This is a genomic window from Rhizobium sp. 05L429 (genome assembly GCF_056397645.1).
The window spans coordinates 82,548-102,418 of record NZ_JBFTNV010000026.1 but is presented as its reverse complement, the minus strand read 5'-3'; the positions used below and the strand labels follow the sequence as shown (position 1 = coordinate 102,418).

Genomic DNA, 19,871 nt, shown 5'->3' with positions numbered 1-19,871 from the left:
GGTATAGACGATCCGCGTCGCACCGGGCACGCCTGTGATCCGCGTATTGTCCGGCAGCGTCAGGTTGGAGATGCGATAGGTCCCAGGCGGCAGGAAGACCGGTACGTTCTCGAGCGCCGCTTTCTCGATCATCTGCTGCAGATTGCGGTTCTTCTTGTCGCCGCTTTCGGGAATGGCGCGATACTGCACAGCATCGATCGATCCGCGCAGGTAGGGCTGCCCTGCGCCGACGGGACCCGCAAAAGCGCGCGGCGCCATCATGGCGGCTGCAGAAGCAGCTGCCATGCCAAGTATATCCCGCCGGGAGATTTTGCTGAAATCTTTCTTCATGTCACAGCCTCACGCAGGAATCATGCCAGCAGAAATGTTTCTTTTCGACACATATCCGCAGAAGAAGAATAACCATCGGTCGAGTAGCAAACGCAACCTCTCGAATATTGTCGTCTTGTTCACCTTTCCATTTAAACACCCCGAAGGAAATGCTCGTTATTTTAGAAAGCGGTTTCAATTATGACTATTGTGGATAGGCCTGCGGTTACCGGGAGAGAACAGCGTCATGAATGGAATGGGTGTCCGACGTTGGGAATCTGGTGATAACTTCAGTGCCGAGACACAACGTATCGTAGCTGCCACAGAGGCAATGATGGCGGCGACTGCCCATCATCTTTCCGAAGGCATAGAGAACCTCCGCCTCAAGGCGATCGTCCACGAGCTTCCCGATTTTCTTTACGTCAAGGACCGTGACGGCCGCTTCGTCTTCGCCAATGCTGTCATGGCGCGCAGCCACGGGCTGGAGAACGCTGCCGAGATCGCCGGCAAGCGTGACTTCGACCTGTTCGATTTTGAGACGGCCCGCCGATATTTCGATGTCGAGCAAGACATCATGTCGGGCGGCGAGCCCCGCATCGACATGGAAGAATTCGTGCCGCTGCCGGATGGCGGCATCATGTGTCGTCTGACCTCCAAGATACCGCTGCGCAACGACCGCGGCGAGGTGGTTGGCCTCATTGGCGTGTCTCGCGATATTACCGAGCGCAAGCGGCAGGAGGAGCTCTATCGCGGCCAGGCGAACCTTCTGGAAATGATCGCCCGCAACGAACCGTTGCCGATGATCCTCGAGGCGCTGGTGCTCATGATCGAGCGCCAGATGACCGGCATTTCCGGCTCCATTTTGCTGCTCGACAGCGAGGGTACGCGGCTCTACCACGGCGCGGCTCCCAATCTGCCCGGCGCCTATAGCCGCATGATCGACGGCGTCGCTATCGGCCCGAAAGTCGGCTCCTGCGGCACGGCAGCCTGGCGCGGCGAAACCGTTATCGTCGAAGACGTCATGGCCGATCCGCTCTGGGAGGATTTCCGGGCAATGGTCAGCCAGTTCGGCTTCCGCTCCTGTTGGTCCACGCCGATCTGCACGTCGCAGAAGAATGTGTTCGGCACCTTCGCGCTTTATTCAAAAGAGACGCGACGCCCGACCGAACACGAGATGACGCTGGTGGCACTTGCCACCCATATCGCCGGCATCGCCATCGAGCGCAAGCGAGTGGATGACCGCATCCATTTCATGGCCCATCACGATGATCTGACGGGCCTGCCGAACCGCGCTTTTCTCAAGGAGCGAATGGCGAAGATCCTCGATCAGGCTCGCCGCAACAACCGCAAGGTCACTGTCGCCTATATCGATCTTGATAATTTCAAGGAGATCAACGACACGAGCGGTCATGCCGCCGGCGACGAGGTGCTCAAGGAGACCGCTGCCCGCATGGCGAATTGTTTGCGCGCCTCTGATATGGTCGTGCGCCTCGGCGGCGACGAATTCCTCGTCGTGCTCGTCCACCAGTCCAGCCACGATGCCGGCATGATGCGGCGATTGCGTGAACTGCAGAAGGCGATTTCCAAGCCGGTCCGCTCCGAGGTAGGTGAGATCGCCGTTACCTCCAGCATCGGCATCGCTGCCTTCCCATGGGACGGCGCCACACCGGACGAGTTGCTCACCAACGCGGATCGCGCCATGTACCGTGCCAAACAGCTAGGCCGGAACACGCTGCAATATCACGACGGCGTCGTGAGCAATTCCGCCGGCCTGCCACTCAGTGAACAGGAGGAACTGCGCCAGGCGATCGTCGCCAACCAGCTTTTCCTGCTCTACCAGCCGCAGGTCGATGTCGCGACCGGCCGCATTACCGGCCTCGAAGCTCTGGTGCGCTGGAACCATCCGGAGAAGGGCGTGATACCGCCTGTCAATTTCATTCCGCTTGCGGAAGAAACCGGTCTCATCGTGCCGCTCGGTCTCTGGGTGCTGAACGAGGCCTGTCGCCAGGCCCGCACCTGGCAGGATATGGGCCTGACGCCACTGACCATGGCCGTCAACGTCTCGCCCAAGCAGTTTGCCGATCCTGATTTCGCCTCCCACGTCGCCGAAGCGATCGATAGCCATAGGCTCAATGCGCGCTGGCTGGAACTGGAGGTGACTGAAAGCGTCATCATGCAGGATGCCGCCCGCGCGCTCGCCATCATGCTGTCGCTGCGTGCGCTCGGCGTGCGCCTGTCGATCGATGATTTCGGCTCCGGCTATTCCTCGCTTGCCGCGCTGAAGACCTTTCCCTTCGACCGGTTGAAGATGGACCGCTCATTGGTCGAGGCCCTGCCTGCCGACAAGACCGCCGTCGCCATTGCGTCGGCCGTCATTTCGCTCGCACAGACGCTGAAACTCTCGGTGCTCGCCGAAGGCGTGGAAACCGATGCGCAGCTGGAATTCCTGCGCCATGTCAGATGCGAGGAGGCGCAGGGCTATCGTTTCTCCAAGCCTGTCGCGCCGGAAGAGATCGTCGTCATGCTGCTGGCGCGTGGCGCCTGATCACTTCATCAGATCGGCAATCGTCTCGATCTCGTTCGTCCATATGCCGCCGGAGTAATTGGCTGGCAATTGCGCGAAGCGTTMGGCATTGTCGATACCGGTCGAAAAGCCGCCGCCGTGATAGGGGCCGATGACGAAGACCTGTGTATTTGCATCCTGCATGCGGTTGAGGAACCTGTCCGGCCAGCCCCAGAGCCATGGCGCATAATTGATCGGAACCAGCATCATAACATTCTTGCAATCATCAGGCAGAATGCCCGTCCAGCCGTAGCCGATATAGCCGGTAAGGCAGCCCATCAGGCTGGCGCGTGAAGCCGTGCGGATATCGGACGCCAGTTGCCGGAGCTGGTCGATCGGCTCATTGCCGCCATAGACGATGATCTTCGCGCGCCGTTCGGCAGGAAGGCCGTTCAGCACGGCAGCCAGCTTCTCGCCCTCCAAGGGGTCGCGGCTTTTGACATTGATGAGCAGATGTTTGTCCKGGAAGGTGGAGAAAACCTCGTCGAGCGTCGGCATCAGGCCGATGCCCTTGCCGCGGAAGKGGAAACTCTTGCCGCCATCGGCCGTATAGCCATAGCCGATGTCGAGTGTCTTCATCTCGGTCATGGAATGTTCGCGCGTGACGCCATGTCCGTCCGTGCGGCAGTCGAGCGTCCAGTCGTGGAAAACGGCGAATTGTCCGTCCGTCGTTGGGTGCACATCGATCTCCACTACATCGGCGCCGGCATCGAAGCCCGCCTGCATCGAGCGGATGGTATTCTCAAGATAATCGTGCTTCGGCGGCAGCATGCGCGTGGCCGTGCAGGTATCGTTCTTCAGATCCGTCTCGTCGAAGCGCTGGGCGATGCCGCGATGCGCCAGAAGCAGTGGCTTGCCCTCTCTATGTTCGGCTAAAAAGCTGGTATTATTGAGATAAACTGCGGCGGCAAAGGCGAGAACCGCCACGCCTGTATATTTGAGCTTCCGTCCCATCATCCCCTCCGGTCGTGCCTGGCAAATGGCTAGAAAGCGATTCCGGTGGATCTTTGGCTCATTTGGGGCTTTTATGGGTAAAGGCTCGCCTTCACGTTGCAGAAACCCTATGTTGACCCCGCAAAGCAGGGAGGTAGCGATGGCGGCGATTGTACTTTTTCATTCGGTCTACGGATTTCGGTCCCTTGAACGCGATGCTGCGGAGCGTCTGCGCGCGGGCGGCCATCAGGTGATCACGCCCGATCTCTATGAGGGCAGGGTAGGGCGCACCCTCGAAGAAGGCTTCGCCTTCAAGAAAGAGATTGGCTGGGCCGAACTTTGCAGGCGCGCTGAAAAGGCGGTCGCCGACTTGCCGTCCTCGGCCGTCCTCGGCGGCTTCTCCATGGGCGCAGGCGTAGCCGCAAGCCTCTGGTCGGGCCGACCGCAAGCAGCCGGCATTCTCTTGCTGCATGGTATCGCAGAAATTCCGGCCAATGCGCGCGAAGGCATTCCCCTGCAGGTCCATCTCGCAGAGCCCGACGAGTTCGCACCGGCGGACGAGGTAGCTCCGTGGCGCGCGCATGCTGCAAGAGCCAATATCGGCCTGGAGATTTTCCTCTATCCCGGCGTCGGTCATCTCTATACCGATCCGTCGCTGCCTGACTACGATGCAAAGGCGGCGGAGGCCACCTGGAGCCGCGTCGACGCTTTCCTCGCCGCGCTCTGAACCGGTCAGGAACCGTTCACCAGCTTCAGGATGAGCTGTTGGATGTTGCCGCCTTCGCTCATTTCCACGCGGTCGAAATCCCGGCCGCGCTGGCGCTGCTTGTTGGAGAGTTCCCCGAGCCGGACCGTCAGTTCGGGCCTGATCTTCTTGCAGCCGGGATCGTCAGGCACCGAGAAGCCGTTGCTCAGCGTCTCGATCTCCTTGACCATTTCGATGATCGTCTCGCCATGCCAACGCTCATGCGTGCGCACGCCGGTGATGAAGCTATCCCAGCTTGCCTTGGTGGCCGCCGGCAGGTCGTTTGGCGCTTTCGGCAGCGTGTAGATGATGGTGAGCTTCGGCTTTGCGAAAGTCAGCGTGCAGGCACTGCCCTGCTGTTCATATTTGCGCGTCCAGGTCAGCTTGAAAGTCGTATGCGCGATGACCCGTCCCGGCCCGACCTGCGGCCCGCGTTCGCCGATCGACCGGTAAAGCTCCATGCCGGTGCGGCCGGTGATTGCGTAAGCCTTCACTTCCTCACTCGGCTGCCAGTCGTTTGCCGCGGCCGCGGCAGGCAGCATCAGCCCGAGCGCCACCAATGCATATCCGAAAACAGTCTTCATACGCCTCTCGTTTGCTTACCCGCTGCAGCGCGGGCGAAGCTAACGAGGCTTGTGGGCGGATGCAATGGCGGGGCGACGCGCATGGCCCGCCTTCACTGCTAAATTTGGCGCTGCGTATCCCACTGGCGCAAAACACATTTCCCACTATCTTTGCTGTCATGAGACCAGACGCGCTGCTCTATCCCGCCCCCGAAGGGCTCTATTGCCCGGAAGGCGGCTTCTATGTCGATCCGGTGCGGCCGGTGGAGCGGGCGCTGATCACTCATGGCCATTCTGACCATGCTCGTCCGGGCCATGTGAACGTGCTCGCCACCCGCCAGACGCTGGACATCATGCGCATCCGCTACGGCGACGGCTTCTCGGCCAGCGAACAGCCGGTCGCTTTCGGGGAGGAACTCGTCGTCAATGGCGTGAAGGTGAGCTTTTATCCCGCCGGCCACGTGCTGGGCTCGGCCCAGATCGCCATCGAGAAGAATGGTACACGCATCGTCGTATCAGGCGATTACAAGCGCCGCCCGGACCCGACCTGCGAAGCCTATGTGCCGGTGCCCTGCGATGTCTTCATCACCGAGGCGACCTTCGGCCTGCCGGTCTTTCATCATCCCGATCCAATAGACGAGACCGGCAAGCTGCTCGCCTCACTGCGCCAGTTCCCCGAACGCACGCATCTCGTCGGCGCCTATGCGCTTGGCAAGGCGCAGCGCGTCATCCGCCTGCTGCGCGATGCCGGTTACAGCGAGCCGATCTACATCCACGGTGCCATGGAAAGGCTTTGCGATTATTACGTGAGCCAGGGCATCGATCTCGGCGAACTCCTGCCGGCCACCATCGAAAGCCGTGATAAGTCCGTCTTCAAGGGCGCCGTCGTCGTCGGCCCGTCCTCTGCCTTTGCCGACCGCTGGGCACGTCGCTTCAACGACCCGCTGCCTTCCTTTGCCTCTGGCTGGATGATGGTGCGCCAGCGCGCCAAGCAGCTCGGCGTTGAATTGCCGCTCGTCATATCAGACCATTGCGATTGGCCGGAACTGACCGAGACGATCACCGAACTTGCCCCGCAGGAAGTCTGGGTTACTCATGGCCGCGAGGAGGCGCTGGTCCGCTGGTGCGAGCTGCAGGGCATCAAGGCCAAGCCGCTGCATCTGGTGGGTTATGAAGATGAGGGGGATTGAGGATGGCGTTTGCGGCTGAAAACCCCTACCCAACCCCTCCCCACAAGGGGGAGGGGCTTTCGTGCCGCACCCTCGGCATTCCGTTTGCAGCGACCTGGAAGCATCTGCAGTTTAGCCCCTCCCACCTGTGGGGAGGGGTTGGGGAGGGGACTTTCTCCGAAGTCGGAGGTTCAATATGAAAGCCTTCGCCGACCTCCTAGACCGCCTGGTCCTCACCCCCAGCCGCAACGGCAAACTGAAACTGCTGACCGACTACTTCCGCGACACGCCGGACCCCGATCGCGGCTACGGCCTTGCCGCCATCGCCGGCACGCTCGAGGTGCGCGACGTCAAGCCCGCCATGCTGCGCGAACTGGTTCTGGAACGCATGGACGACGTGCTTTTTCGTTATTCCTATGACTATGTCGGCGACCTTGCCGAAACCATCTCGCTGGTCTGGGACAATGAGCGCGATATCGACCGTTCCGCGCTTGCCCAGCCGCGCCTGGGAGAAGTCGTCGTCAAGATGAACTCCCTCGGCCGCACCGAGGTGCGCAGCTTCGTGCGCGACCTGCTCGACCGTCTCGATTCCTCCGGCCGCTTCGCCTTCATCAAGCTTGCGACCGGGGCGCTGCGCATCGGCGTGTCCGCCCGCCTCGCCAAGCAGGCGCTGGCCGATCTCGGCAATAAGGATGTCACCGAGATCGAAACGCTTTGGCACGGACTGCAGCCGCCCTATGAAAGCCTCTTCAAATGGCTGGAGGGCGGGGAAGAAAAGCCGGTGCTTGCAACACCTGCGATTTTCCACTCGGTCATGCTCGCCAATCCGGTGGAGGAGGGCAATCTCGATGCTCTCGACCCCGCCGAATATGCCGCCGAATGGAAATGGGACGGTATCCGCGTCCAGCTTTCCCGCTCCGGTGAGACGCGCAGGATCTACTCCCGCTCCGGCGACGATATCTCCGGCGCCTTCCCCGATATACTCCAATCGATCAGCTTTGCCGGCGTCGTCGACGGCGAGCTTTTGGTCGGCGGTACGGCGCGCTCCAACAACCCGACCCGCACCTTCTCCGATCTGCAGCAGCGCCTCAATCGCAAGACGGTGACGGCAAAAATGCTGGAGGAATATCCCGCCTTCATCCGCGCTTACGACATGCTTTTCGACGGTGAGCAGGATGTGCGCGGCAAGAACTATATCGAGCGCCGCGACCGTCTCGCCGAAATCATCGAACACGCGCCTCACGACCGATTCGATCTGTMGCCGCTGGTGCCGTTCTCGACCTGGGAGGAGCTGGACGATCTGCGTGCCGCCCCGCCCGATCCCGTCATCGAAGGCGTGATGATCAAGCGCCGGGACAGCATCTATCAGGCCGGCCGCATGAAGGGGCCGTGGTTCAAGTGGAAGCGCAACCCTTTCAATGTCGATGCGGTGCTGATGTACGCCCAGCGCGGCCACGGCAAGCGCTCCAGCTATTATTCGGATTTCACCTTCGGCGTCTGGGCGGAAGGGGAGGACGGCGAACAGCTGGTTCCCGTCGGCAAGGCCTATTTCGGCTTCACCGATGCCGAGCTCGAAGTGCTGGACAAGTTCGTGCGTAACAACACGACCGAGCGCTTCGGACCGGTCAGGGCTGTCAGGGCCGACAAGGAATTCGGCTTTGTGGTGGAAGTTGCTTTCGAGGGAATCAACCGCTCTACCCGCCACAAGTCCGGCGTTGCCATGCGCTTCCCCCGCATCGCAAGATTGCGTCCCGACAAGCCCTCTTACGAGGCCGATCGCCTGCGCACGCTCATTGCTATGATCGACGCCAAGGCGGGTTGATGACATCTGCCTGCGCAACAATGACGCAGGCCCCCCGTTTTCAACAGCATGTGTATTGGCGGCAACGCGCTTCCGGTGCAGATTTTTTGAGCCGGGAAAATGATGGATGCCGCGTATGAACTCGCAAGAACGAAATGCTTTTTTCCGTCGACGCCGCGGTCTGCTTGCAGGCATGGCGGGCTCTCTTTTGCTGCCCAGCCTTGCGAATGCCTTCGATGTTCCCGACGTTCCAAGACTCGCCAAGCATGACTATGCTGGTGTCCGCCATCACTTCCGCACCAAACTGCTGCAGAAGGGGCCGGCGCCGGACAAATACGAGCCGCTGACGGCACCCGCCGATGCCGACCGGATCTTCTACCGCTCCGGCTACGGCGGCGAGCTGGAACTGACGGCCTGGGTTTCCAGATACAAGCGGGAGCATAAGGCCAAGCCCGGCATCCTCTTCCTTCATGGGGGCAATGCCATGGGCATGGGCCACTGGCAGCTCATGAAACCTTACGTGGATGCCGGTTATGTGGTGATGATGCCGTCCGTGCGCGGCGAAAACGGCCAGATGGGCAATTTTTCCGGCTTCTATGACGAAGTCGACGACGTGCTCGCCGCGACCGAGCGTCTGCGCCATCTGCCGGGCATCGATCCCGAGCGTCTCTTTATCGCCGGTCACAGCATCGGCGGCACGCTGACCATGTTGACGGCGATGAGTACGCGTCATTTCCGGGCGGCCGTGCCGATTTCGGGTAACGCGGACGCCTTCCGGTTCTTCAACCGCTACCCCGAAGACATTCGCTTCGACGATTCGAACGCGCATGAGTTCGAGGTGCGCACGGCGCTTTGTTATGCGCACAGCTTCAAATGCCCGGTGCGTGTGCTGCACGGCACGGAGGAATCGCATTTCAACGACCGGGCTGACCTGCTCGTCGCGCGCGCCCGTGCGGCGGGCACGCGTATCGAAGCTGACCTGGTCACCGGCAACCACACCTCGGCGCTTCCCGCCGAGATCGAACAGAGCATCCAGTTCTTCCACGGTGTCGCGGCCTGACAGCCGCCGGATGCTGATCCGGCAAGGGCCTGCATCCACTGCTTATTGGTGCCGTTTCGGCCTCTGCCACCAGCCTCGCGCCAGCCGCGAATGCCATCCTGCGAGCAGATATGCTGTCTCTGTTATCGCTGATGAGGGTGGTTTCATGAATTTTCTGCGCCGGGCTTTCCCGTTTGCCGGGCTCGCGGCTGCTGCAATGACGCTCAGCGGCTGCAATATTCTCATTCCGGATGTCGCAGCCGATTCGCCTGCGCGCTTCGTGCAGGAAATCTCCCCCGTCTTTTACGAGCCGCCGGGCGTCGATCCGCGCCGCGTCAAGCCGATACCCGACCAGCCGGTGCCGCAGACGCGCGAACTCTATAAGACCCAGTTCCACCAGACCTATGGCCTGCCGGTCAGCAATCCGCTGAACCTCAACATGGGCATGTACGGGCAGGTCAGGGACGGCGATTTCACGCTGCCGGCCATTCCCGCCAGCCGCATCCAGCCGGAATATCTGCGCCAGGAGGTCGATTACCAGACCAATGAGCGCCCCGGCACCGTCGTTGTCGATACCAAGGATCGCTTCCTCTATTTCGTCGAAGGCAATGGCAAGGCGATGCGCTACGGCGTCGGCCTCGGCCGCGAGGGCTTCGCCTGGAAGGGCCGCGGCGTCATCCAGTGGAAGCAGAAGTGGCCGCGCTGGACGCCGCCGGTTGAAATGGTTTCGCGCCAGCCGGAAGTCCGTCCCTTCTCCGCGGAAAACGGCGGCATGAATCCGGGCCTCGCAAACCCGCTCGGCGCCCGCGCCATGTATATTTTCAAGGACGGCCAGGACACGCTCTATCGCGTCCACGGCACCCCCGACTGGCAGTCCATCGGCAAGGCGGTTTCCTCCGGCTGCGTACGCATGCTCAATCAGGATGTGGTCGATCTCTATGACCGCGTGCCGGCCAAGTCCGAGATCGTTGTGATGTAGGGCTGCAACAGGGCAGGCGAGATCGTCTGCCCGGAGCCGGACACGTCTGCGTGATGCTATGGTTTATTCAGCATAAGCCGATAGATTTTTTCCTTGTCGATTTCGGCATTGGACGAATCAGGGGTCAGCTGCGCTTATGGCGAGCCCCGTATCACGAAGGAAATTAGTTCCGCGTCATGAGCCTCGATAAATCCCTCTMCCGTCGTAGTTTTCTTTCCTTTTCGGCTTTGACAGCGGCTTCCGCGCTGGCAGGCTGTGCCTCCACCTCGAATACGGTCGAGAATGGCGGCATGTCGATCAGCTACCGTTCGCCCTTCCGCGCGTTCCAGACGACGAGCGCGCCCGGCGAAGCAGAACTTGCCGTCATGTACGGCCCAATCGAAGACGGCGGTTTCCTGATCCCCGCCGTTCCCTACCAGCAGATCGATCCGCGCTACTATCGCCAGCAGGTCGTGGATCCGACCGGCCTGCCGCCCGGCACCATCGTCGTCGATACGCCTTCGCGCTTCCTCTATCTCGTTCAGCCCGGCGGCATGGCGATGCGCTACGGCGTCGGTATCGGCCGCGAAGGCTTCGCATGGGCGGGCAACGGCGTGATCCAGTGGAAGCAGAAATGGCCGCGCTGGAAGCCGCCGAATGAGATGGTCGCCCGTCAGCCGGAACTTGCGAAATACTCGATCGAGCGTGGCGGCATGGAGCCTGGCCTCTTGAACCCGCTCGGTGCGCGTGCGCTCTACATCTTCTCGAACAATGAAGATACGCTCTACCGCCTGCACGGCAACCCGGAATGGCGCTCTATCGGCAAGGCCGTCTCGTCGGGCTGCGTGCGCCTGCTCAACCAGGACATCATCGACCTCTACGATCGCGTTCCGAACAAGACCCCGATCGTTGTTTGGCAGTGAGGAACGGTCGGGCGAAGCCCGAGCAATCGATCCAGTGAATCGATTGCAGTGACGAACGCCCGAAGCGCAAGCGCAGGGCCGGAGGGTGCCTCGCCCAAAACACAAAACCGCCCAACACGGGCGGTTTTCTTTTGACTTGATAGTTACGCCGCCTCAGCGCAAATCCCAGCCTTGCACCCGGAAGCAAGCAGCGCCTTATCCGCCACCTMGACAAACAGCCGCCGAAACCACGCCGCCCGCTCATCGGCCCGGTCAACCCGCCGATAGAGCATGGACACCGGATCAGCCGGCAACTCGATCGGCGGCATCGAAACCTCGAGATGATGGAGCTGCGCCATGCAGCGCCCAAGCGATTCCGGCACGACGGCGATCGACGGCATGGCTCTGAGCGCCGGGGGAACAGCCGAATAGCGCGGCACGGTCGCCACCACATTGCGGCTCAGGCCCACCTTGTCGAGGGCCGCGTCCACTGCGGTGGTTGCACTGCCGACGAAGGAGATGGCGATGTGCGGCGCGGCGGTGAAATCCTCGACGCTGAGCGGTGGCTTCAGCTTCAATTGCTGCGGATCGTAGATGGCGATCGAACACTGCTCGAAAAGCGGCATGCGGACATGCCAGGAGGCCGGTTCGCTATGAACGGAAATGCTGAACTCGTACGCGCCGTCATCGAGCATCTGCGCCGCATCGCGCTTGTCGGCTGCGACGCCCACGAGCCGCGCAGCCGGCGCAAGCTCACGCAGCCGTGCGACCAGCGGGCCGAAGAAGGCGGTCTCCAGATTGTCGCACATGCCGACGCGGAATTCGCCCCGCCAGGTTGTCGGATCGAAACTCATCGGTGGGCGGATGGCCCGTTCGATGCCGGAGAGCGCATCCTCGATTGCCGGTGCGATGGCCAGCGCCCGAGCCGTCGGTTGCAGGCCGCGGCCGACCCGCACGAACAGTTCGTCGTCCAGTGCTTCGCGCAGCCGCTTGAGCGCGGCCGAAAGCCCTGGCTGGCCGAGCAGCAGCCTTTCGGCTGCGCGGCTGACATTGCGCTCCTGCATCAGCACCGAGAAGGCGAGCAGAAGGTTCAGGTCGATTTTGCGAAGGGTGGCGTCATTCATCATTATTGGTAATACCTGGCATGGCTACTATCAATTTGCAATAGGATTTGAAGCTGTACATTTTCTCGTTCCCTGCCGCCCGCCAGCCTCCCGGCGAAGGCGGCAGCAAAGAAGGAACTGAGATCGATGACCAATTCCCCATCTCGACGCGGAGCCAGCTTGGCATTGCTGCTGCTCTGCGCTGCGAACTTCCTTGACGCCATGGATGTTTCCACCATCGGGGTCGCCCTGCCTGCGATCCAGACCGAACTTGGTATGCCTGCAACCTCGCTTCAATGGGCCGTCAGTGCCTATGTGCTGGGTTATGGCGGCTTCCTGCTACTCGGCGGCCGTGTCGCCGACCTCTTCGGCCACCGCCGCGTCTTCCTTTGGTCGCTCGGCATCTTCGCGGCCGCCAGCATCGCCGGTGGCTTCGTGGACAGCGGGCCGACGCTGATCGCTGCACGTCTGGTGAAGGGCATTGCTGCCGCCTTTACCGCGCCGGCGGCACTTGCCTTGCTGCTCTCCGTCTTCGGCGAGGGCGAGAAACGGGCAAAGGCGCTCGGCGTCTTCGCCTCCACGGGCGCCACCGGCTTCGTGCTCGGCATGGTGCTCGGCGGTGCCGCCACCCTCGTGAGTTGGCGGGCAACGCTCGTCATGGGCGCTCCGGTCGCAATCCTCACGCTGGCGATCGCCCCCTTCGTCCTGCCTCCAGATGAACGGCGCGGCGAGGGACGCAAGCACTTCGACTGGGCTGGCGCGCTGACGATTACCCCCGGCCTTCTGCTTTTCGTCTTCGGCATCACCAATGCTGCGGCCGCAGGCTGGAACGATTTCTTCACCTGGGGTTCGCTCGTGGCGTCACTGGTGCTGATCGCTCTCTTCCTGATCGTGGAATCGCGCCATGTCGATCCCATGGTGCCGCTGCATATCTTCCGCAAAGCGAAGCTCAGCCATGCCAATGCCGTCGCCGCGCTGTTTCAGGGGGCCTATGTCGGCTTCCAGTTCATCGCAACGCTCTATTATCAGGATGTCATCGGCTGGTCGGCCTTTGCCACCGGCTTCTGCTTTGCCTTCGGCGGCGTCTGCGTCATGTTCCTTGCGCCGCGTTTTGCCACCGTTGCGCAGAACCGCGGCACGACCGGCCTGATGGCGGTCGGCGTCGGCCTGCAGGCAACGAGCTATATCCTCTGGGTGGCGCTGGTCGGCCACATCGATCCGATCATCCTGGTTGCTCTCAACCAGATCCCGCTCGGCGTCGGTTATGCCATGACCTATCCGGCAATCCAGGTTGCCGCTCTCTCTGATGTCGAAGAAGACAAGTCCGGTCTTGCCTCCGGCCTGCTCTTTGCCTCCTTCCAGATCGGCGGCGGCATCGTGCTCGCGGCGGCCTCCGCAATCTTCGCGGCTGCCCCGCATTTCGGCTGGGATCCTTACGTCGGCGGTATCGTGTTCGTGGCGCTGCTGGCGATCCTGATCACTCTGCTTGCCGCTGTCGGCCCGAAGACCGCAACAGTTCGACCGCAAGCCTATCAGGCAGCCGAGTGAGGTAAACTGCCCGCGCCGGCTTGGCGCGGGCATCCCGTTTCAGCCGGTGATCATGTCTCGGCCTATATGCTTGCGTTGAGATTGCCCCGCAGCCGGTGCAGCATGTCGCGCATGACGGCCATTTCCTCCAGCGTGCAGCCGATCGCCTCGCCGATCGAAGACATGATCGTATTGATCTCGCCCTTCATCGATTGACCTTTCGGCGTCAGCGACACGATGACCTGCCGCTCGTCGCGGGAATCGCGGGTGCGCCTGATAAGGCCGTTCTGCTCCAGCCGCTTGAGGAGAGGGGAGAGCGTACCGGAATCGAGATCGAGCTGCTCGCCGATCGTTTTCACCGGCAGTTCTGCCTTTTCCCAAAGCACCAGCATGACGAGATATTGCGGATAGGTGAGGCCCACCTTGTCGAGTATGGGCTTATAGGCGCGGGTAAAGGCGTGCGCCGTCGCATAAACTGCGAAACAGAGCTGCTTCTCCAACCGCTTTTCCTCTTCCGGTATCTCGATCACTTTCGCCGTTCTCGCCTTCATGTCTGCCATCCCCGAGGTCTTCATTGTCCTCTTTTCAAATTCCGAATGCAATTTGCAAAATTCACTTGCGTACAATTTAATTGCGCGTTATTAAAAACTCAACCCGAACGAACGGGGCCAACCAAAGGAGATTGTCATGCCTATTCTCTATACCACCAAAGCTTCCGCCACTGGTGGCCGCGCAGGCCGCGCCGTTTCCGAAAACGGTGTTCTCGACGTCACGCTGACCGTGCCGAAGGAACTCGGCGGCGACGGCGCAACAGGCACCAATCCCGAACAGCTTTTCGCGGCCGGTTACTCGGCCTGCTTCCTTGGTGCCTTGAAATTTGTAGCCGGCAAGGAAAAGGTCAAGATTCCCGAGGAAACAACGGTTTCCGCAACCGTCGGCATCGGCCCGCGTGAAGATGGCGGTGGCTTCGGCATCGAAGTTGCGCTGACGGTCAACATCCCCGGCGTCGATCGTGAAACCGCCGAAAAGCTCGCTGCCGCAGCCCACATCGTTTGCCCCTACAGCCACGCCATGCGCACCTCGACCGAAGTTCCGGTCACGGTTGCCTGATTATTCTGTGATATCGATCGACAAGGGCCGGGGCATCGCTCCGGCCTTTGCTTTTGAATTCAATGTATTGCTTGCCGCGTCGGGCCTGGAAGCTGGTCCGCATCGGTCAGCGTGCCCAAGAAGGCGACGATATCGTCGATTTCCGATTCCGTCAGTGCGGGTGGATCGCCGGGCTTGCGGCCGAAGGGCGGGTCCTGGTTGAGATTGTCCCAATAGACCTGCGGAACGTCATCATATTTGCGGATCGTGCCGTCGGCATTTTTCGGGTACCAGCGGCCGGGATCGCTGTCGCGCGTGGCGTAGAAGGAAACGACGTCACGCAGCGAATGGAAGTAGCCATTGTGGAAGAAGCTCTTCTTCAGCGCCACATTGCGCAGCGTCGGCGTGCGGAACAGCGCGCAATAGTCCGCCCGGTCCTTGAAGTCGGTACGCTCAGGTCCGCAAAGGCCGAGATCATGATAGTTCGGATTGCTGTTGGCCGGGATCGCCATGTTGCGCGGCACAGCCAGCCCTAGGAAGCCGAAATCGGAAAATTGCGGCGGCTCGCCGTCATTGGCGGGCTCGCTCAGATGGCAGCTTGAACAGTTGCCCTTGGCCGGATCTTCAAAGAGTTCGCGGCCATGCAACTCCTGCGCCGTCAGTGTGCCCTTGCCGGCGAGGAAGGCGTCATAGCGGCTGGAGTAGGGGTAGAAATCCGGCCCGCTCTGCTCGAAGGTGCTGAGCGCCTCAACTGCACCCTGAAAGGCATCCCCGGCATTGCCGAAGACATCCTGGCCGAAAATCGCCCGCAAATCCTCGGCATAGGACGCCTTGTTGAGCGAGGCGACGACCTCAGCTTCATCCTTGTTGCCCATTTCGAAGGGCGACAGCAGCGGGATCTTCGCCTGATCGGAGCCGTGGTCCACGCGCCCATCCCAGGTCAGGCCGCCGGTCGGCCYGTTGTCGATGCTCTCGTCGCCTTCGTCCTCGGAATCGTAGAAGTGTTCGGTGAAGGAGGGTGTGGCCTGCAGGTAGCGTAGCGTCGGCACGGCACGCATGCCCGGCTGGTCCATATGCGGCCCGCCCATTTCGACCGGCGTTGCGCCAGCCGGAGCGAAGCCATGATGTGGATCGTGGCAGGAGGCGCAGGCCTGCACGCCGGAGGCGGAAAGCGAGGCATCGAAGAACATTTTGCGGCCGAGCTCCGTAAGCGCTTCGGCGCGCGCATAGGCGTCGGCTCGCGACATGGGGCCGGGGTGCACGCCCCCGATGACGGTCGCGCTGCTTTGCCGCAGGGGCAGAAGGCTCAAACCGAGCGCGGTGGCGGCCAAACCGAGCGCCAGACCGGATCGCAAGAGCCAGATAATCTTTGCCGCCATATGAAAGATTCCAATGAGTTAACATCGTCTACCCCCATGATCGAACCTGACTGCAACAGATTGATGACGCGCGCCTTTCGACCGCAGGTGCGACCTGCCCAATGTCACAAAGTTGATAGACGGCGGGAATAGCGTCTCGCTTGCGCTCGGTCTTTCTATTTCCGCCGGGCGCTCCTCTAGCCACGCCCCCTTAGCCATGAGGTATCCCCCGCCATGACCAGACTGAAGTTCCTGCGCAATCTTTCGCTGGCCGGTTCGGCCCTGCTGCCGCTGGTATCAGCCACAGCCGCCCTTGCCGCACCTGCAGGCATGGACAAGATCGAGAATATCGTTGTCATCTACGCCGAAAACCGCAGTTTCGATAACCTCTATGGCAGCTTTCCGGGCGCCAATGGCCTCGCCAATGCCAGCGAAAGCCAGGCACGCCAGCTCGATCGCGACGGCGCGCCGCTGGCGGAGCTGCCGCCTTCCTGGGGCGGCCTGACCGCCAAGGGTGTGACGCCCGCAATCACCGAGGCGCAGTCCGCTCACCTCGCCAATGCCGTCTTCTCGATCGACGATCCCAGAGGCTTCGCGCAGGCGACAAATGTCATCACCCGTGACCTCTGGCACCGCTTCTATCAGGAGCAGATGCAGATCGACGGCGGCAAGAACGACAAGTTCGTCGCCTGGGCCGATTCCGGCAGCCTCGTCATGGGCCACTATGACGGCTCGATCCTGCCCATGTGGCAGGTCGCCAAGAAATACGTCATCGCCGATAATTTCTTCCAGGGCGGCTTCGGCGGCTCCTTCTTCAATCACTTCCAGTTGATCTGCGCCTGCGCGCCCTATTATGCCGATGCGGACAAGAGCCCGGCCAAGCCGACCATCGCCAAGGTGGATGCTGACGGCATCTCGCTGATCCCGGCCGACAACGGCCCGAAATCGGCCCTCGACGGCGCTCCGAAATTCGTCTCCGACGGCAACCTCACGCCGGATTTCTACGCCGTCAACACCATGCAGCCGCCTTACCAGCCGAGCGCCAACGCCCCTGCCAAGGATGGCGATGCCGCCTACGCCGATCCCTCGCAGCCGAACACCTTACCACCGCAGCACGAGATCACCATCGGCGACCTGCTATCGCTGAAGGGCATCACCTGGGCCTGGTATGGCGGCGCCTGGCAGGCAGCCCTCGACGGCAAGAACGCCACGCCTGTGCCGAACTTCCAGTTCCATCATCAGCCGTTCAACTATTTCGCCAATTTCGCGCCGGGCACGCCCGCCCGCGCCGAGCATCTGAAGGATGGCGGCCTCGGCGGCGAAGCCTTCACGAAGGATATCGACGACGGTAAGCTGCCGGCCGTTTCCTTCTACAAACCGCAGGGCAACCTCAACGAGCATGGCGGTTATGCCGATGTTTCGAGCGGCGACCAGCACCTCGCGGACTTGGTCTCGCATCTCGAAAAGAGCCCGCAATGGGAGCACATGCTGGTCATCGTCACCTATGACGAAAACGGTGGTTTCTGGGATCACGTTGCCCCGCCGAAGGCCGATCGCTGGGGGCCGGGCAATCGCATCCCGGCCTTCGTCATCTCGCCCTACGCCAAGGGCGGCATGGTCGATCATACCCAGTACGACACGACCTCGATCTTGCGCCTGATCACCGCCCGATACGACCTGCCGGTTCTGCCGGGCCTGCTCGCCCGCGACAAGGCGCTTGCGTTGAACAATGAGCCGCCGATGGGCAACCTGACGGCAGCGCTTGATCTGACGCGCTGATCGTCGCGACAACGCTATGTCTTCTCCCCACAGATTGGGGAGAAGACTTCGACTTCCGGATGTTTATCCGTTGAGCGTCCGCATGCCGATTTCGCCGTAGCGATCTCCGACGGCGCGGGGCAGGGCCCTGGCGATTTCCTCGATATCTCCAGGTGTAAGATCAACGCCAGCCGCTCCAAGATTCTCGTCCAGTCGCGCGCGGCGGCGGGTGCCGGGAATGGGCACGATATTTTCGCCCTGAACCATCACCGACGCGAGAGCCAGTTGCGCCGGTGTAGCGCCCTTGCGGCGCGCAATCTCTTCGAACACGGCGACGAGTTCGAGATTGCGCCTGAAATTGTCACCCATGAACCACGGCGAGGTCCGCCTGTAGTCATCGGGCGCGAGTTCATCGACGGACTTGATCGCGCCGGACAGGAAGCCGCGTCCGAGCGGMGAATAGGCCACAAGCCCAATCCCGAGTTCACGAAGCGTCTGCAACACGCCGTCTTCCGGATCGCGCGACCATGGTGAATATTCGCTTTGAACGGCGGTAATGGGATGTACGGCGTGTGCCCGGCGGATTGTGTCAGCGCGGGCTTCCGACAGGCCGATATGTCTGACCTTGCCGGCTTCGACGAGCTCCTTCATCGCACCCACTGTCTCTTCAATCGGCGTATCGGGATCGACACGGTGGAGATAGTAGAGATCGATATGGTCGACGCCGAGCCGCCATAGAGACCCTTCGCAGGATGCTTTTGCATATTCGGGCCGTCCGTTGGCCGTCTGGGCGCTGACGCCTGGTATCGCTCCAGCTGCGCGCACGATGCCGAACTTGGTTGCCAGCACCACTTGGTCGCGCCGGTCCTTGATCGCCTCCCCCACGAGTTCCTCGTTGGTGTGCGGGCCATAGCTATCGGCCGTATCAAGCAGGGTTACGCCACGATCAAGCGCATGGTGGATCGTGGCGATCGCCTCGCCCCTGTCGGCGGCGGTCGCGCCATAGGCCMAGCTCATACCCATGCAGCCGAGTCCGATCGATCCGACCTCAAGTCCTTGCCCGAGCCGGCGTGTCTGCAACGTTCCGTTTGTCATCTCTCATCCTTTCATCTGCCTCTTCGTAGGAGGCGATTTTGCCGTCGAGGACGCGAAGGCAGGTTTCGAGATCKGCCACATGGGCCCGGACACGCTCACGATGCTCCCTAAGCATCTCGCGACGCTCGCTGAACGTTGCTTTCCCGCGACCGGCAAGCTTTGCATAAAGCAGCATGTCGCGGATCGGCATTCCGGTCGTCTTCAGACGGCCGAGAAACTCGATCCAGGAAAGGATTGAAGCGTCGTAGTCGCGTTGTCCGGATCTGTCGCGGTCGGCATAGGGGAGCAGGCCGATACGCTCGTAGTAACGTAGCGTATGAGCCGACAGACCGCAGCGTTTTGCGAGGTCACTGATCTTCATGAGACACCTGTTCTCGTCACGACGCCAAGGAAGCTACGGCTTCGAGCGCACTCTAAGTCAAGAGGCTTTTTGCAGCTGATTTACAGCCGTCTTATCMCGAGCTTTGTAAGATCACGCGAGAAACTGCAGGTCTCGCCTCAGTCCATCCGCATCGCCATTTGGCAGCTTCGCTTCCAGTGTCGCATGCGTGTTCTCCCATATCGGCAGCGCCTTCTGCAGCGCAGCCCGCCCATCATCCGTCAGGCAGAGGAGGCGACCGCGCCGGTCTCTCGGGTTCGGCACCACATTGACAAATCCCTTGCGCTGCAGCGGCTTCAACGCCGCCGTCAGCGTCGTCTGGTCCATGGCGAGCAGGCTTGCGACCGGCCCCATCGGCGGCGGCTCCGGCCGGTTGAGGGACATCAGCAGGGAGAATTGGCCGTTGGTCAGGCCGACAGGCCGCAGCGCATCATCGAACAGCCTAGCAAGCGCACGTGCGGCGCGCTGCACATGCAGGCACAGGCACGTGTCCCGCACCAGAAGCGTCGTGGAAAAAGGAATCGCGATCGGGTTTGACATGATCTATTTCTATTGATATCAATCTATTTAGTCAAGAAGA

General features: G+C 61.4%; 18 protein-coding genes and 1 pseudogene. 10 read left to right on the top strand and 9 right to left on the bottom strand.

The window, feature by feature from the left end; genetic code table 11:
- A pseudogene (locus tag AC1DNW_RS24700) lies at window positions 1-330 on the bottom strand (TIGR03808 family TAT-translocated repetitive protein); the annotation flags it as partial.
- A 226-nt stretch (window positions 331-556) separates the two neighbouring features.
- Between AC1DNW_RS24700 and AC1DNW_RS24695 the strand changes: the two are divergent.
- Window positions 557-2,854, top strand: a complete 2,298-nt coding sequence (locus AC1DNW_RS24695; RefSeq protein WP_113309923.1) for an EAL domain-containing protein — start codon at window positions 557-559, stop codon at window positions 2,852-2,854.
- Here AC1DNW_RS24695 and AC1DNW_RS24690 read toward each other — a convergent pair whose 3' ends face one another.
- Complete coding sequence (locus AC1DNW_RS24690) at window positions 2,855-3,826, bottom strand: glycerophosphodiester phosphodiesterase family protein (protein WP_477854627.1); 972 nt, start codon at window positions 3,824-3,826, stop codon at window positions 2,855-2,857.
- A 139-nt stretch (window positions 3,827-3,965) separates the two neighbouring features.
- Between AC1DNW_RS24690 and AC1DNW_RS24685 the strand changes: the two genes are divergently transcribed.
- Window positions 3,966-4,532: a dienelactone hydrolase family protein gene (locus tag AC1DNW_RS24685; protein WP_113309925.1), complete on the top strand. Its 567-nt coding sequence runs from the start codon at window positions 3,966-3,968 to the stop codon at window positions 4,530-4,532.
- A gap of 5 nt (window positions 4,533-4,537) precedes the next feature.
- Here AC1DNW_RS24685 and AC1DNW_RS24680 read toward each other — a convergent pair whose 3' ends face one another.
- Complete coding sequence (locus AC1DNW_RS24680; protein ID WP_113297119.1) at window positions 4,538-5,134, bottom strand: DUF922 domain-containing protein; 597 nt, start codon at window positions 5,132-5,134, stop codon at window positions 4,538-4,540.
- A 158-nt stretch (window positions 5,135-5,292) separates the two neighbouring features.
- Here AC1DNW_RS24680 and AC1DNW_RS24675 point away from each other — a divergent pair, with 158 nt between their 5' ends.
- The 5 genes from AC1DNW_RS24675 (at window position 5,293) to AC1DNW_RS24655 (ending at window position 11,003) form a co-directional block, all read left to right on the top strand.
- Window positions 5,293-6,303, top strand: a complete 1,011-nt coding sequence (locus AC1DNW_RS24675; protein WP_113297118.1) for a ligase-associated DNA damage response exonuclease — start codon at window positions 5,293-5,295, stop codon at window positions 6,301-6,303.
- A 175-nt stretch (window positions 6,304-6,478) separates the two neighbouring features.
- Complete coding sequence (locus AC1DNW_RS24670; protein ID WP_477854624.1) at window positions 6,479-8,104, top strand: cisplatin damage response ATP-dependent DNA ligase; 1,626 nt, start codon at window positions 6,479-6,481, stop codon at window positions 8,102-8,104.
- Window positions 8,105-8,219: 115 nt separating this feature from the next.
- On the top strand, window positions 8,220-9,143 hold the full coding sequence (locus AC1DNW_RS24665; RefSeq protein WP_113300314.1) for an alpha/beta hydrolase family protein: 924 nt from the start codon (window positions 8,220-8,222) through the stop codon (window positions 9,141-9,143).
- 145 nt (window positions 9,144-9,288) lie between these two features.
- Window positions 9,289-10,101: a L,D-transpeptidase gene (locus AC1DNW_RS24660; RefSeq protein ID WP_113300230.1), complete on the top strand. Its 813-nt coding sequence runs from the start codon at window positions 9,289-9,291 to the stop codon at window positions 10,099-10,101.
- 176 nt (window positions 10,102-10,277) lie between these two features.
- Window positions 10,278-11,003, top strand: coding sequence for a L,D-transpeptidase (locus tag AC1DNW_RS24655; RefSeq protein ID WP_477854623.1), 726 nt, complete (start codon window positions 10,278-10,280; stop codon window positions 11,001-11,003).
- A 143-nt stretch (window positions 11,004-11,146) separates the two neighbouring features.
- Here AC1DNW_RS24655 and AC1DNW_RS24650 read toward each other — a convergent pair whose 3' ends face one another.
- Window positions 11,147-12,109 carry a LysR substrate-binding domain-containing protein gene (locus AC1DNW_RS24650; protein ID WP_477854622.1) on the bottom strand — a complete coding sequence of 321 codons (963 nt, stop codon included), beginning with the start codon at window positions 12,107-12,109 and terminating at the stop codon, window positions 11,147-11,149.
- A gap of 123 nt (window positions 12,110-12,232) precedes the next feature.
- Here AC1DNW_RS24650 and AC1DNW_RS24645 point away from each other — a divergent pair, with 123 nt between their 5' ends.
- The gene (locus AC1DNW_RS24645; RefSeq protein ID WP_113509693.1) at window positions 12,233-13,633 is read left to right on the top strand and encodes an MFS transporter; all 1,401 of its coding nucleotides are present in this window, start codon (window positions 12,233-12,235) and stop codon (window positions 13,631-13,633) included.
- Window positions 13,634-13,695: 62 nt separating this feature from the next.
- Here AC1DNW_RS24645 and AC1DNW_RS24640 read toward each other — a convergent pair whose 3' ends face one another.
- Window positions 13,696-14,172: a MarR family transcriptional regulator gene (locus AC1DNW_RS24640; RefSeq protein ID WP_113300315.1), complete on the bottom strand. Its 477-nt coding sequence runs from the start codon at window positions 14,170-14,172 to the stop codon at window positions 13,696-13,698.
- Window positions 14,173-14,299: 127 nt separating this feature from the next.
- Between AC1DNW_RS24640 and AC1DNW_RS24635 the strand changes: the two genes are divergently transcribed.
- On the top strand, window positions 14,300-14,722 hold the full coding sequence (locus tag AC1DNW_RS24635; protein WP_007818814.1) for an organic hydroperoxide resistance protein: 423 nt from the start codon (window positions 14,300-14,302) through the stop codon (window positions 14,720-14,722).
- A gap of 59 nt (window positions 14,723-14,781) precedes the next feature.
- Here the strand turns inward: AC1DNW_RS24635 and AC1DNW_RS24630 are convergent, their stop codons facing one another.
- Entirely contained in the window at window positions 14,782-16,080 is a 1,299-nt protein-coding gene (locus tag AC1DNW_RS24630; protein ID WP_477854621.1) for a cytochrome-c peroxidase, read from the bottom strand.
- Between the two features lie 213 nt (window positions 16,081-16,293).
- On the opposite strand from AC1DNW_RS24630, the gene AC1DNW_RS24625 reads away from it, so the two are divergent.
- Complete coding sequence (locus tag AC1DNW_RS24625; protein ID WP_113312136.1) at window positions 16,294-17,838, top strand: acid phosphatase; 1,545 nt, start codon at window positions 16,294-16,296, stop codon at window positions 17,836-17,838.
- A gap of 63 nt (window positions 17,839-17,901) precedes the next feature.
- Here AC1DNW_RS24625 and AC1DNW_RS24620 read toward each other — a convergent pair whose 3' ends face one another.
- The 3 genes from AC1DNW_RS24620 to AC1DNW_RS24610 all read right to left on the bottom strand — a co-directional run bounded on the left by AC1DNW_RS24620 (window position 17,902) and on the right by AC1DNW_RS24610 (window position 19,831).
- Window positions 17,902-18,897, bottom strand: a complete 996-nt coding sequence (locus AC1DNW_RS24620; RefSeq protein WP_477854626.1) for an aldo/keto reductase — start codon at window positions 18,895-18,897, stop codon at window positions 17,902-17,904.
- Window positions 18,866-19,273, bottom strand: coding sequence for a MerR family transcriptional regulator (locus AC1DNW_RS24615; RefSeq protein WP_113509697.1), 408 nt, complete (start codon window positions 19,271-19,273; stop codon window positions 18,866-18,868). The genes AC1DNW_RS24620 and AC1DNW_RS24615 overlap by 32 nt, the downstream gene beginning before the upstream one ends.
- A 111-nt stretch (window positions 19,274-19,384) precedes the next feature.
- Window positions 19,385-19,831, bottom strand: coding sequence for a MarR family winged helix-turn-helix transcriptional regulator (locus AC1DNW_RS24610; RefSeq protein ID WP_113312139.1), 447 nt, complete (start codon window positions 19,829-19,831; stop codon window positions 19,385-19,387).
- Between the last annotated feature and the right edge of the window lie 40 nt (window positions 19,832-19,871).

What these genes read in the sequence shown, in the direction of transcription:
- AC1DNW_RS24695 (WP_113309923.1), top strand. Translation starts at nt 557, where the DNA reads ATGAATGGAATGGGTGTCCGACGTTGGGAATCTGGTGATAACTTCAGT.
- AC1DNW_RS24685 (WP_113309925.1), top strand. Translation starts at nt 3,966, where the DNA reads ATGGCGGCGATTGTACTTTTTCATTCGGTCTACGGATTTCGGTCCCTT.
- AC1DNW_RS24680 (WP_113297119.1), bottom strand. Translation starts at nt 5,134, where the DNA reads ATGAAGACTGTTTTCGGATATGCATTGGTGGCGCTCGGGCTGATGCTG.
- AC1DNW_RS24675 (WP_113297118.1), top strand. Translation starts at nt 5,293, where the DNA reads ATGAGACCAGACGCGCTGCTCTATCCCGCCCCCGAAGGGCTCTATTGC.
- AC1DNW_RS24665 (WP_113300314.1), top strand. Translation starts at nt 8,220, where the DNA reads ATGAACTCGCAAGAACGAAATGCTTTTTTCCGTCGACGCCGCGGTCTG.
- AC1DNW_RS24660 (WP_113300230.1), top strand. Translation starts at nt 9,289, where the DNA reads ATGAATTTTCTGCGCCGGGCTTTCCCGTTTGCCGGGCTCGCGGCTGCT.
- AC1DNW_RS24645 (WP_113509693.1), top strand. Translation starts at nt 12,233, where the DNA reads ATGACCAATTCCCCATCTCGACGCGGAGCCAGCTTGGCATTGCTGCTG.
- AC1DNW_RS24640 (WP_113300315.1), bottom strand. Translation starts at nt 14,172, where the DNA reads ATGGCAGACATGAAGGCGAGAACGGCGAAAGTGATCGAGATACCGGAA.
- AC1DNW_RS24635 (WP_007818814.1), top strand. Translation starts at nt 14,300, where the DNA reads ATGCCTATTCTCTATACCACCAAAGCTTCCGCCACTGGTGGCCGCGCA.
- AC1DNW_RS24625 (WP_113312136.1), top strand. Translation starts at nt 16,294, where the DNA reads ATGACCAGACTGAAGTTCCTGCGCAATCTTTCGCTGGCCGGTTCGGCC.
- AC1DNW_RS24610 (WP_113312139.1), bottom strand. Translation starts at nt 19,831, where the DNA reads ATGTCAAACCCGATCGCGATTCCTTTTTCCACGACGCTTCTGGTGCGG.